The sequence below is a fragment of the Teredinibacter haidensis genome, assembly GCF_014211975.1.
In the GTDB taxonomy this organism is placed as follows: Bacteria; Pseudomonadota; Gammaproteobacteria; order Pseudomonadales; family Cellvibrionaceae; genus Teredinibacter; species Teredinibacter haidensis.
Genome location: NZ_CP060084.1, coordinates 3,683,500 through 3,696,692 on the forward strand (window position 1 = coordinate 3,683,500; position 13,193 = coordinate 3,696,692).

13 protein-coding genes and 1 pseudogene are annotated in these 13,193 nt (G+C 42.5%); 4 read left to right on the forward strand and 10 right to left on the reverse strand.

Annotated elements, in window-relative coordinates; all coding sequences use genetic code 11:
* Positions 1-1,543 precede the first annotated feature (1,543 nt).
* Together H5715_RS14800 and H5715_RS14805 are read right to left on the reverse strand one after the other, a co-directional pair.
* A complete protein-coding gene (locus tag H5715_RS14800) occupies positions 1,544-1,846 on the reverse strand; it encodes a hypothetical protein (protein WP_075186657.1) in 303 nt (100 codons plus the stop codon).
* A 370-nt stretch (positions 1,847-2,216) separates the two neighbouring features.
* Entirely contained in the window at positions 2,217-2,429 is a 213-nt protein-coding gene (locus tag H5715_RS14805) for a hypothetical protein (protein WP_075186132.1), read from the reverse strand.
* 1,035 nt (positions 2,430-3,464) lie between these two features.
* On the opposite strand from H5715_RS14805, the gene H5715_RS14810 reads away from it, so the two are divergent.
* Together H5715_RS14810 and H5715_RS14815 are read left to right on the forward strand one after the other, a co-directional pair.
* Positions 3,465-3,713 carry a type II toxin-antitoxin system Phd/YefM family antitoxin gene (locus H5715_RS14810; protein WP_075185000.1) on the forward strand — a complete coding sequence of 83 codons (249 nt, stop codon included), beginning with the start codon at positions 3,465-3,467 and terminating at the stop codon, positions 3,711-3,713.
* The gene (locus H5715_RS14815; protein WP_075184999.1) at positions 3,703-4,002 is read left to right on the forward strand and encodes a type II toxin-antitoxin system RelE family toxin; all 300 of its coding nucleotides are present in this window, start codon (positions 3,703-3,705) and stop codon (positions 4,000-4,002) included. Before H5715_RS14810 ends, H5715_RS14815 begins: the two co-directional genes overlap by 11 nt.
* Before the next feature lie 99 nt (positions 4,003-4,101).
* Here H5715_RS14815 and H5715_RS14820 read toward each other — a convergent pair whose 3' ends face one another.
* Entirely contained in the window at positions 4,102-4,449 is a 348-nt protein-coding gene (locus tag H5715_RS14820) for an energy transducer TonB (RefSeq protein ID WP_175574239.1), read from the reverse strand.
* 178 nt (positions 4,450-4,627) lie between these two features.
* Between H5715_RS14820 and H5715_RS14825 the strand changes: the two genes are divergently transcribed.
* Complete coding sequence (locus tag H5715_RS14825; RefSeq protein WP_075184721.1) at positions 4,628-4,900, forward strand: type II toxin-antitoxin system Phd/YefM family antitoxin; 273 nt, start codon at positions 4,628-4,630, stop codon at positions 4,898-4,900.
* Entirely contained in the window at positions 4,881-5,150 is a 270-nt protein-coding gene (locus tag H5715_RS14830; RefSeq protein WP_075184719.1) for a Txe/YoeB family addiction module toxin, read from the forward strand. Before H5715_RS14825 ends, H5715_RS14830 begins: the two co-directional genes overlap by 20 nt.
* A 125-nt stretch (positions 5,151-5,275) precedes the next feature.
* Here the strand turns inward: H5715_RS14830 and H5715_RS14835 are convergent, their stop codons facing one another.
* The 7 genes and pseudogenes from H5715_RS14835 to H5715_RS14860 form a co-directional block, all read right to left on the reverse strand.
* Positions 5,276-5,899 carry a hypothetical protein gene (locus H5715_RS14835; protein WP_139309728.1) on the reverse strand — a complete coding sequence of 208 codons (624 nt, stop codon included), beginning with the start codon at positions 5,897-5,899 and terminating at the stop codon, positions 5,276-5,278.
* 502 nt (positions 5,900-6,401) lie between these two features.
* Positions 6,402-6,557: pseudogene (locus H5715_RS20625) on the reverse strand (DUF7683 domain-containing protein); the annotation flags it as partial.
* Between the two features lie 225 nt (positions 6,558-6,782).
* A complete protein-coding gene (locus H5715_RS14845) occupies positions 6,783-7,082 on the reverse strand; it encodes a hypothetical protein (RefSeq protein ID WP_075186666.1) in 300 nt (99 codons plus the stop codon).
* Positions 7,083-7,195: 113 nt separating this feature from the next.
* Positions 7,196-7,819 (reverse strand): metal-dependent hydrolase, encoded by a 624-nt coding sequence (locus H5715_RS20630; RefSeq protein ID WP_221892300.1) that lies wholly within the window; start codon positions 7,817-7,819, stop codon positions 7,196-7,198.
* Positions 7,820-9,987: 2,168 nt separating this feature from the next.
* Complete coding sequence (locus H5715_RS14850; RefSeq protein WP_075186121.1) at positions 9,988-10,386, reverse strand: hypothetical protein; 399 nt, start codon at positions 10,384-10,386, stop codon at positions 9,988-9,990.
* An 899-nt stretch (positions 10,387-11,285) separates the two neighbouring features.
* A complete protein-coding gene (locus H5715_RS14855) occupies positions 11,286-11,696 on the reverse strand; it encodes a hypothetical protein (protein WP_075184712.1) in 411 nt (136 codons plus the stop codon).
* Between the two features lie 607 nt (positions 11,697-12,303).
* On the reverse strand, positions 12,304-12,723 hold the full coding sequence (locus tag H5715_RS14860) for a hypothetical protein (RefSeq protein WP_075184713.1): 420 nt from the start codon (positions 12,721-12,723) through the stop codon (positions 12,304-12,306).
* Positions 12,724-13,193: the final 470 nt, after the last annotated feature.

Sequence of the window (13,193 nt, forward strand, 5' to 3'; positions counted from 1 at the left end):
AGTTAAATACCACCAACGATAAAGAAACTACGTTAGCGATGCCGAATCTCGTAATTTACGACCCAACTGCTTGGCCAAGCCCCTACGAAGTAAGGTAAGGGATACTTGAGACTCACCTAAAAATGTAAAATGCTAAAGACCGCTATAACGTTGTTATAAACTGCACTTTTTATGTAATGGAATGTTGTGCAATTATGCCGCAGGCATGCACAACATGGAATGCAGTAAAAAGTGTCAGGTTTGATGACTTTGTTATAGCAAAGCAGCGTTCATACCTACAAACTTTCCCCATTTCTCTAACAAAGCCATCGCCGACAATAACCACCAAGGCCGCCCCGCCCTATTACCCTTTAAACACTGCCACCAACGACAAAATCCGAGCAACAGCACAACATCCAAACTGGCAAAGACTCGTAGTTAAATACCACCAACGATAAAGAAACTACGTTAGCGATGTAGAATCTCGCAATTTACGATCCAACTGCTTAACCAAGCCCCTACGAAGTAAGGTAAGGGATACTTGAGACTCACATAAAAATGTAAAATGCTAAAGACCGCTATAACGCCGAGCTCACCGGCGCATATTGCGGAGAGCGTTTTTATGTAAAATGGAGCACCGCGACATACATAAAAACGAGCGTAGCAATATGCGTCCGAGTGCAGCGATTTGTTATGAGCTGGGTGGCACTTACTTTCTACAGCGCTCTTTGTGGAGCGAACGCGGAACTTTAGCCTATTAAAAACCCAACCAGTATAAACTACTATTCTAACAATTCGCATTTTCTTGATGGAGCCTTGAAGATGCGAACTACCTGTTTCATTTCGCAGTGGGTTTTTAAACGGTGAACCAAGGAACGAATGGTTTTGCTCTCACCTTATTCCAATGCTTTCTATTGTAACCACTTGGCTACTTTCTTGTGCCGAGTGAAACTATTTGTTCTTTCTCGACGATGGCACTTACTAAACTGCGAGACCTCAAATTTTGACGAACTCTGGAACGATTTACAAATTATTTAAACCCGCCATAACGTTTTGCTAAACGGCGCAGCTTGCTGCGTCCAGTGGAGGCCGTCTTTTGGCCGGAACGATGTTTAAGTAATTTGTTATAAGCGGAACCGCACAGAACCTGCTAGTGAGGACCACAATACCTTACTCAAAGACCCTTCTTCAATATTTTGACCTAGCCCACGCAAAGATGGTTGGAACGAAGTCAAAGAACCAGCAACAAACTGATTGACTAAGCCAAGCTATATTGTTGTTCTTTAACAATTTAGTTTGGCTGGTATAACTCGCACCGAGAACGAACACTCTTAACCTCAAACTATGGCGGCCGACAGGCGGCCTTTTAACTTAAAGGTGATTCCACAAAACTCTCAGAAAAACTCAGAGTTAAATTGAAACACGTAAAAATTTTACAACCAACTACGAGCGCTTATAACGCCTTTGTCAGTTGCGTTTTGGTTGTAGTGGATTTTTGTGCGAAAAATTGCGAAGCAAATGCACAAAAAGGAGCGTAGACCAAAACGTCAACTGGACAAACTTGTTAAGTGTTTTTGGCACTTTGCCCACCTGCAATTTGTGCTTGTAGGTCATTAGGTATATTTACCCACGAAACGCTAGGGGATAATATAAGCTTACAACCTTGCTCCGATGCCGCTTTAACTATTTGTTGATACCACTCAATGTAACCCCATTTTCTAGGCTTAGCGCCATAGAGGTATTTATGCTCACTGTTCCAGTGAACCTCCATAGCTTCACGGTAAATCATTGGGAATGCTTCATTAGCGGGCTTAAGATATAACCGCTCTTCTTCATCAATACCTATTTCTTCGATTAAGTCTTCCATACTTTCTCTGACACTTAACGTTGTTATAAACTGCACTTTTTATGTAATGGAATGTTGTGCAATTATGCCGCAGGCATGCACAACATGGAATGCAGTAAAAAGTGTCAGGTTTGATGACTTTGTTATAGCAAAGCAGCGTTCATACCTACAAACTTTCCCCATTTCTCTAACAAAGCCATCGCCGACAATAACCACCAAGGCCGCCCCGCCCTATTACCTTTAACGCCGAGCTCACCGGCGCATATTGCGGAGAGCGTTTTTATGTAAAATGGAGCACCGCGACTTACATAAAAACGAGCGTAGCAATATGCGTCCGAGTGCAGCTTTTTGTTATGTGTTTGTTGCACTTCGCTTATTTTTTTAGGTGTATCTACTTACGAAATAGTTTCTCGACCTGATCCGGGTTTTTCTTTACAAAAACATACAGAACAAACGCTACTAATAAGTAAAATGCCACCAAAATTAATGTACCCACAATGGATGCTGTAAATTCAAATGCCCCTTGAAAATATATTGATACAGTTCCTGCAACGCAGAACCCAATATACATAGACCAAAAAGCTATTTTTTGATTCTTGCTCATACAGGTAACCTTTTTTACTCGACCACATAACGTTGTTATAAACTGCACTTTTTACGTAATGTAATGTTGTGCGATTATGCCGCAGGCATGCACAACATGGAATGCAGTAAAAAGTGTCAGGTTTGATGACTTTGTTATAGCAAGGCAGCGTTCATACCTACAAACCGTCCCCATTTCTCTAACAAAGCTATCGCCGACAATAACGACCAGACCGCCGCACGCCATTTCCCTCTAAACACTACCACTACTGACAAAAGCCGAGCAACAGCACAATATCCAAACGGGAAAAGACTCGTAGTTAAATACCACCAACGATAAAGAAACTACGTTAGCGATGCCGAATCTTGCGATTTACGATCAAACTGCTTGACCAAGCACCCTTCGAAGTAAGGTAAGGGATACTTGAGGCTCACCTAAAAATGTAAAATGCTCAAGACCGCTATAACGTTGTTATAAACTGCACTTTTTATGTAATGGAATGTTGTGCAATTATGCCGCAGGCATGCACAACATGGAATGGAGTAAAAAGTGTCAGGTTTGATGACTTTGTTATAGCAAAGCAGCATTCGTACCTACAAACTTTCCCCATTTCTCTAACAAAGCCTTTGCCGACAATACCGACCAGACCGCCCCGACCTATTACCCTTTAAACACTGCCACCAACGACAAAAGCCGAGCAACAGCACAACATCCAAACTGGCAAAGACTCGTAGTTAAATACCACCAACGATAAAGAAACTACGTTAGCAATGTAGAATCTCGCAATTTACGATCCAACTGCTTAACCAAGCCCCTACGAAGTAAGGTAAGGGATACTTGAGACTCACCTAAAAATGTAAAATGCTAAAGACCGCTATAACGCCGCTATAACCTGCGGCCAAAGTGGAGCTGGATTTGGGCCAAAATGGCCGTAGGCCATGCCCAAAGACAAGCGTAGCTTTGGACGTCAGGTTAATGGCCTTGTTATGGCTCTACCGAAGACCCGTTAATAGGTCTATAATTAGGGCTTAACCCAACCCTTTATAGGTAAAAACCATGCCAAATCAAATACTTACCGAAATGGCTGCAAGCATTTCTGAGCTAAAAGCCAACCCCATGAAGGTTGTTGCTAGCGGTGAAGGTATGCCAATAGCCGTGCTAAACAGGAACGAACCAGCCTTTTATTGCATCCCAGCTAAAGCCTACGAGGCTATGATGGACCTCATAGAAGATAAAGACCTTCTAGAGGTAGCCAGAAGCCGCATGGATGAAGAAAGCGTAAAGGTGAAACTGGATGAGCTATAGCCTCGAATTTAAAAAGAGTGCTTTAAAAGAATGGAAAAAGCTCGCCCCATCAATACGACAAGTATTTAAAAAGAAACTAACCGAACGACTTGAAAACCCTCATGTGCTTTCCGCTGCTGTTAGCGGCGGGAATAACTTATACAAAATTAAATTACGCCAACTTGGCTACCGCTTAGTATATTCAGTTTCCGATACAACAATTACAGTGACCGTTCTTGCTGCAGGAAAAAGAAACCGTAACGAAGTCTATGATTTGGCGCTTTCTCGTGATGACCCCGACAAGCTATAACGCCTTGCTCTGCTGCATTTTTGGAGTGGATGCTTTTGTGCTATTAAGCACAAAAGAAGCAACGGAAAAAATGTCAGCAGGAGCAATTTGTTATACATTTCATTCAGTTAGTTCAAATATAAATTTTTGTGAAGATTCACAAGCGATTTGTCTAGCTTCATACTCCCACTGCTTTAGTGCTACAAGAGCTGACTGAGCGAATGGCTTTGCAAATTGCTCAGTCGGTTGAGACACAGCTTCGAGAACTTTTGGCGAGTTGACCTCTCCCTTATAGTCAATAGTAAATTCAATAATGACATATCCGCTATGTCCCACCGGCGATTCTATTGAAGGGTATGCCGGTGGCACTGACTTTAGCGGCACCTCCCCTTCACAGATCTGCCTAGCATAAACACTTTCGCAAAACATCACGAAAAGAAAACTGAAGCTAAAAATTAAATTTCTCACCGTTACTCCGTACGTGTATAACGCCGCTATAACCTGCGGCCAAAGAGGAGCTGGTTTTGGGCCATAATGGCCGAAGGCCATGCCCAAAGACCAGCGTAGCTTTGGACGTCAGGTTGATAGCCTTGTTAGGGCCATACTGCTATACTTGTACCGAACTTCCGTACACCTGGTATTAGATATGGATACAGTAAGCGTAAACCAGTTTAGAGATAAGCTAAAAACCTTTGTAGAACAAGTAGTTACAAACCATACCCCTCTCAAGGTAACCCGCCGAGCCGGAGAGGCATTTGTTGTAATGAGTGCCGACGACTGGGAAAGAGAGCAAGAAACGCTCTACATTCTACAGAACAACAACCTCATGAAACAGATTGCCGACTCAATGGCAACTCACAACAAAAACACCGGCTATAGCCCTACCAGCGAGCAGATGAATGAGATCACTGGTATTTGAAGGTAAAACTTGGGAAACCTACGAAGAGCTTCGTGAAAAAGATAAAAAGTTACACAAAGCTCTTTGCAAACTTTTAAGAGAAATGCTTCGTGACGACCCAAGCAAAGGCATGGGAAAACCAGAGCAACTTAGACACAGCCTCGCTGGCTTTTGGTCAAAACGTATTTCCCAAAAAGATCGCCTAATTTACAAATTCGATGAACACTCAATTTATATTTTTGCAATTGGTGGGCATTACGATAATCACTGAACTTGCGCAGCCCTAACGCCGCGTTAAGCTGCGGCTATGTAGTTGATTGTGTTGTGGCAGCGTAGCGGCCGCCACATAAACAAGCGACGGAATAGCCGTCCGCTTGACCGCTTTGTTATGTAAATTTACTCAACAACTGCATAGATTAGCTTGTTATTCTTTTCTGCTGTTAACGTGTATGCGCCATCTGAATATGTCGCAATAAGCTTATACAGGCCCGGCCCATCAATGACTAAATTATGATGATAGATACCTTCTTCACCAAAATCCTTGGTACCACGTAACGTACACTTTCTGTCGAAATACGCGAGAACAAGAAAGTTTCCGTATTCATCTTCTAACCCTCCGCTAAAGCGGATAAATTCGTTTGGCGCTGAACCAAACGTACTTACACGAACAAATTTCGTCTGGTTGGGCTCTAATACAAGGCCATTATTAATCGGGTTACCGGTCATTTTTGAGGCATATTTTTTTAGAGCCTTTGATAGAACTGTCACGTCTATCTCGGGTTGGTTTTCTGGATATAGATCGATATACCAGCTAGGTTCGTTATAGGGGGCTCCATAAAGCGCTCCTGGTATAACACCCAGCTCTAGATATATTTTATCTGGACTAACTATTCTTCCCTCAGTGGCGCCCGTAGGTATTGCGCTTATTGGTATAAATTCCTTCGTATTTGGATTAATAGCGTTAGCACAGCCTAAAACTGATAAAGCAAGAAAAATAATTGTTAAGTGTTTCATCATCATCCTTTTACATAACGTTGTTATAAACTGCACTTTTTATGTAATGGAATGTTGTGCAATTATGCCGCAGGCATGCACAACATGAAATGGAGTAAAAAGTGTCAGGTTTGATGACTTTGTTATAGCAAGGCAGCGTTCATACCTACAAACCGTCCCCATTTCTCTAACAAAGCTATCGCCGACAATAACGACCAGACCGCCCCGCCCCATTACCCTCTAAACACTGCCACCACCGACAAAAGCTTAGCAACAGCACAACATCCAAACTTGAAAAGACTCGTAGTTAAATACCACCAACGATAAAGAAACTACGTTAGCGATGCCGAATCTCGCAATTTACGATCCAACTGCTTAACCAAACCCCTACGAAGTAAGGTAAGGGATACTTGAGACTCACCTAAAAATGTAAAATGCTAAAGACCGCTATAACGCCGCTATAAAAGGCGCGCGTTAGCGCGTCCAGTGGAGGCCGTGTTTTTGGCCGGAACGATTTTTGATAGCTTTGTTATATGCCATGAGATTCAACAAAGTAAGATTTACTAGAAAAGTCCCACTCAGGCGAATCACTGATGTATTTTTTAAGAAATCCAACATTCTCAGGTTTTATTGGATAGCATTCGAACATAGGATTTTTATCATTAGTTTCATTGAATTCTTTCTGAAATTCAGAAAGCTAAAAACTATTCAAGTCGTACTCAGCAAGCAGCTCTTCCGTTTTCTCAGAGAATTCGGTTATGTAGCGCTTAACTTTATATTCAGAGTCAATCATTGCTTTGCCATATAACGCCTTTGTCAGTTGCGTTTTGGTTGGAGTGGAGTTTTGGGGCAATGTGGCGAAGCCACCCCAAAACGGAGCGTAGACCAAAACGTCAAATGGACAAACTTGTTAGGCATTAGTCCCCGAGCTATCACGAAGCATTCGTTTTGATTCCCACTCTGCATAATTTGGATACATCTCAGTCCATGGCCACTCTGGGCTTACGCTAACACCAAATGAAAGATGAACGACAGCGACTCTGTTGGTGCCATCTAACAGCGAAAATAAATAATCGTCATCACCATCAATCCGCGCAATAGCTTTAACTGAGATCCCAAACAATACATGGCCAGATATCAGCTCTTTATCAAGCTGTTCCTCGAACAACTTTGGATTTTTTAGATCAATCCAAGGGTACAGAAGATTCATGATATATGCCTAACGCCTTGGTAACCCGCCGGAACGGAGTTGTAGTTTTGTGCTATTTAAGCACAAAACGCGCAACGCAGTGAAGGTCGGGTTCACCAACTTGTTATACGTTTTCATCGTTTTACAAGACTCACCACGACATTATTTATACGAGATGACACCAACTCAAAAGGTGACTCGCGCTTAATTTTAATTAAGCTATAATTTATAGCGGAAAATATGAATGCTATAAGAATATTTTGCCAAGCATTAAGTTCCCATTGCCATGATACAGATAAATTAACTCCGCTATGTAGCGGACTCAAATAGGGGATGGGCCATTGATACCCATTCGAACCTTTGGAGCCGACAAGATCACATAGCAAATGTATGTGAAATAACAAGAGCGAACCACAACCAATTAATACCCTTCTTCCCTTCGCAAAAAACATAGAAATAACAGCAACAAATATTCCGAACGGGAGCGAGTGCAAATTGTGGTGAAAGTGGCTCCAATAGTTTGTTGAAACCCCGAGTATTTTTGTCGAAAAATCGACAACCAGTCCAAATCCATCTATATCAGGGGAAAGCCCAGAAACGCTCAGAATTATTCGCTCTCTCTTCGTCGTATCTTTGAATAACGCATAAGAAACAGGCCAAGAAATTAATAAGTGCGCTACAGGGCTGATCTTAGACTCCTTGACGTATAACGCCCCAAGCAGAGGCTTACTTTGCGTTTTGGAGCGAAGCGACAGCAAAGTAAGTCCTACTGACTTGGTTTGTTACTTGTACCAAACACCTACTCGCTTTGAACTACGCTGTTACGCCAATTGCTTTATTTGTTTAAAAAGCCTGAAGCTTTGATTAGACCCAACTATAACCGTGGGATAGCCAAAACAGAAGGCATAAAATTGACCCAAAACAACAAGTGATTATGGCAACCAACAGAAAGGAACAAACGGGAGGAATAAGCCGCAAGTTCCCTTTGCTAGGTAAAGCTTGGTTGCGCTTTCTGCAACGAAGCTTTACCGGATTACCAAATCTGCCTCTTACGAAGCACGTTGTAAGCGACCAAAGGTGGCTTACCTAAACTTGACGGAGGGTGACGAATTTAGGAACACCCTGCCAAAACTTAAATACACACCAAACTTTTTTGAATAGACAAGTAACGTTGTTATAAACTGCACTTTTTATGTAATGGAATGTTGTGCAATTATGCCGCAGGCATGCACAACATGGAATGCAGTAAAAAGTGTCAGGTTTGATGACTTTGTTATAGCAAGGCAGCGTTCATACCTACAAACTTTCCCCATATATCTAACAAAGCCATCGCCGACAATAACGACCAAGCCATACCAAGCTACTGCCCGTCTAAACACTACAACCACTAAAAAAGGCTGAGCAACAGAACAACATCCAAACTGGAAAAGACTCGTAGTTAAATACCACCAACGATAAAGAAACTACGTTAGCGATGCCGAATCTCGCGAGTTACGATCCAACTGCTTAACCAAGCACCCTACGAAGTAAGGTAAGGGATACTTGAGGCTCATCTAAAAATATAAAATGCTAAAGACCGCTATAACGTTTTGCTAAACGGCGCAGCTTGCTGCGTCCAGTGGAGGCCGTCTTTTTGGCCGGAACGATGTTTAAGTAATTTGTTATAAGCGGAACCGTACCGAACTTTCTAGTGAGGACCACAATACCTTACTCAAAGACCCTTCTTCAATATTTTGACTTAGCCGACGCAAAGATGGTTGAAACGAAGTCAAACAACCACCAACAAATTGTTTACTAAGACAAGCTATATTGTTGCTCTTTAACAATTTAGCTTGGCTGGCATAACTCGCACCGAGAACGAACACTCTTAACCTCAAATTATGGCGGCCGACAGGCGGCATTTTAGCCTAAAAGTGACTCCACAAAACTCTCAAAAAACTCAGTGCTCAATTGAAACACGTAAAAACGTTACAACCAACTACGAGCGCTTATAACGTTTTGCTAAACGGCGCAGCTTGCTGCGTCCAGTGGAGGCCGTCTTTTTGGCCGGAACGATGTTTAAGTAATTTGTTATAAGCGGAACCGTACCGAACTTTCTAGTGAGGGCCACAATACCTTACTCAAAGACCCTGCTTCAATATTTTGACTTAGCCGACGCAAAGATGGTTGAAACGAAGTCAAACAACCAGCAACAAACTGATTGACTAAGCCAAGCTATATTGTTGCTCTTTAACAATTTAGCTTGGCTGGTATAACTCGCACCGGGAACGAACGCTCTTAACATAAAACTATGGCGGCCGACAGGCTGCCTTTTAGCCCAAAAAGTGGTTCCACGAAACCCTCAGGCGCCTCTGCGCTCAATTGAAACACGTAAAAACCTTACAACCAACTACGAGCGCTTATAACGTTGTTATAAACTGCACTTTTTATGTAATGGAATGTTGTGCAATTATGCCGCAGGCATGCACAACATGGAATGCAGTAAAAAGTGTCAGGTTTGATGACTTTGTTATAGCAAGGCAGCGTTCATACCTACAAACTTTCCCCATATATCTAACAAAGCCATCGCCGACAATAACGACCAAGCCATACCAAGCTACTGCCCGTCTAAACACTACAACCACTAAAAAAGGCTGAGCAACAGAACAACATCCAAACTGGAAAAGACTCGTAGTTAAATACCACCAACGATAAAGAAACTACGTTAGCGATGCCGAATCTCGCGAGTTACGATCCAACTGCTTAACCAAGCACCCTACGAAGTAAGGTAAGGGATACTTGAGGCTCATCTAAAAATATAAAATGCTAAAGACCGCTATAACGCCTTGCTCTGCTGCGTTTTGGTTGTAGTGGATATTTGTGAAAAAATGGCCGCAGGCCATGCACAAATAGGAGCGAAGACCAAAACGTCAGCAGAAGCAATTTGTTATATTTTTTGCCTAAATTCACAATAAGGAACATGAAATGCTGCCTTTTCGTATTTTTTACGGAAAATTGTAACGAACTCCACGTTTTGTACATACTCGGGCTTAACACTAAAAAATACCCTATGCCCATCTTTTTCTATTTCAGCTAGCAGAGGCGCCCGTAGAACCTCTTCTTTAGCGTTAGAGTAGACAAGATACGACATAAAATAAGGTAAATCTTTGTACTCCAATGGAGTAAAAACATTAAAGCTAATAATCTCTTCGCCAATATTCGACTTTTTGATCTCAAGGTCTTCTCTAAACTTTGAAATCGTATTTTCATCAGTGCACTGATTAGTGTCGACTATTGACCAACTCAACGGCGATAAAAATAATAGTAAAAACAGTACTTTGTTCATAGTGAAATATAACGTTTTGCTAAACGGCGCAGCTTGCTGCGTCCAGTGGAGGCCGTCTTTTGGCCGGAACGATGTTTAAGTAATTTGTTATAGGCGGAACCGCACAGAACCTGCTAGTGAGGACCACAATACCTTACTCAAAGACCCTTCTTCAATATTTGGACGTAACCGACGCAAAGATGGTTAGAACGAAGTTCAGCGACCAACAACCAAATGAATTACTAAGCCAAGCCATATTGTTGCTTTTTAACAATTTAGTTTGGCTGGCATTACCCGCACCGAGAACGAACACTCTTAACCTCAAACTATGGCGGCCGACAGGCGGCCTTTTAGCCTAAAAGTGGTTCCACGAAACCCTCAGGGGCCTCAGCGCTCAATTGAAACACGTAAAAACCTTACAACCAACTACGAGCGCTTATAACGTTTTGCTAAACGGCGCAGCTTGCTGCGTCCAGTGGAGGCCGTCTTTTGGCCGGAACGATGTTTAAGCAATTTGTTATAAGCGGAACCGTACCGAACTTTCTAGTGAGGACCACAATACCTTACTCAAAGACCCTTCTTCAATATTCTGACTTAGCCGACGCAAAGATGGTTGGAACGAAGCCAAACAACCACCAACAAATTATTTACTAAGCCAAGCTATATTGTTGCTCTTTAACAATTTAGTTTGGCTGGTATAACTCGCACCGAGAACGAACGCTCTTAACATCAAACTATGGCGGCCGACAGGCTGCCTTTTAGCCTAAAAGTGGTTCCACGAAACCCTCAGGCGCCTCTGCGCTCAATTGAAACACGTAAACATTTTTCAACCAAATACGAGCGCTTATAACGCCCAAAGCAGCGGCGCGCGTCAGCGCGTCCAGCCCGCAGGGCGATGCTGCCTTTGCTTGTTATGTGTGTCACTTTATTAAGCACTTACCAAGGGATGTATGAGTGGTGATTATTTTTGAGCTAATAAGTGACGCCTTGTACCAGCCATTTAGACCTTTGGAATTTTCACCCAACTTGTGCTCAATGGTAAGTAGCTCGCCAAAATCACCGGCGTAAGTAGTTGAATACGTTTCCCAGCCCTTGGGTTCTAAAATCACCCAGTTGGCACTATTTGCAGCCCGTTTCTTACCGTCTAGTTTTAATGTTTCCTCCAATGTTTTACCTACCACAATTTCGAGGCTTTGGTCGATGGCTGCATACCCTGTCATCTCAGGAACTTCGTGATTTACTTGGTGAAACTTATCAAAATAGCAGTTAATAGTTTCTGCGGCAAAACTCCAACAAGGTAGTAATAAAATTGCCAGAAAAATATTTCGCACTTTCAGCTCTCCTTACACATAACGCCGAGCTCACCGGCGCATATTGCGGAGAGCGTTTTTATGTAAAATGGAGCACAGCGACATACATAAAAACGAGCGTAGCAATATGCGTCCGAGTGCAGCGATTTGTTATGAGCTGGGTGGCACTTACTTTCTACAACGCTCTTTGTGGAGCGAACGCGGAACTTTAGCCTATTAAAAACCCAACCAGTATAAACTACTATTCTAACAATTCGCATTTTCTTGATGGAGCTTTGAAGATGCGAGCCACCCATTTTAGTTTTGCAGTGGAACCTTAAACGGTGAGCCAAGGAACGAACAGTTTTAGACTCACCTTATTCCAATACTTTCTATTGTAACCACTTCGCGACTTTCTTGCGCCGAGTGAAACCATTTGTTCTTTCTCGACGATTGCACTTACTAAACTGCGAGACCTCAAATTAGAAAGATTCTGGAACCACAAATAAATTATTTAAACCCGCCATAACGCCGCAAACAGCGGCAGACTTGTTGTTGATTGTTTTGTGCGTAAATGGCGAAGCCATGCACAAAACGAGCGACGGCAAGGCTGTCCAAGGAGCGCAGCGACTGATGCTGGTTTGCTTTGTTAAGAGTTGCCACGACGTTTACCCTGGCTAATTATTAATGAACTACCTACCAGACCGCTAAACCCCGTTGCCGCCAGAAACGGAGTATTGCTTAAACCAAAAACTGATGCCACTAAAAGCATGCAGCTAGAAGTACCTAAAACATAACCTGTAATAATTATTGCTTTCGCGCTAGGTTTTTTGCGCTTGCCGAAGACTACGCGCACTAATAGATAGCCTGAACCGATAAAGAGCAATACTGCCACTAAAAATGTTACCAAAGTGGTATTTGTAATCTCTTTCTCAATTATGCTCAAAGATGAAGCATATAAAAAAAGAGACATTAAGATGAAGATCAATATTGAAAATACTGAACCATAGATACGCTCCCACTTCGTAGGAGGCCGATCTAAATTCCATTTATTGTCTTCAGTGCTCATAGACTCTTAACGCCCCAAGCAGAGGCTTACTTTGCGTTTTGGAGCGAAGCGACGGCAAAGTAAGTCCTACTGACTTGGTTTGTTACTTGTACCAAACACCTACTCGCTTTGAACTACGCTGTTACGCCAATTGCTCTATTTGTTTAAAAAGCCTGAAGCTTTGGTTAGACCCAACTATAACCGTGGGATAGCCAAAACAGAAGGCATAAAATTGACCCAAAACAACAAGTGATTATGGCAACCAACAGAAAGGAACGAACGCGAGGAATAAGCCGCAAACTCCCTTTGCTAGGTAAAGCTTGGTTGCGCTTTCTGCAACGTAGCTTTACCGGATTACCAAATCTGCCTTTTACGAAGCACGTTGTAAGCGACCAAAGGTTGGTTACCTAAACTTGATGGAGGGTGACGAATTTAGGAACACCCTACTGAAACTTAAATACACACCAAACTTTTTTGAATAGACAAGTAAC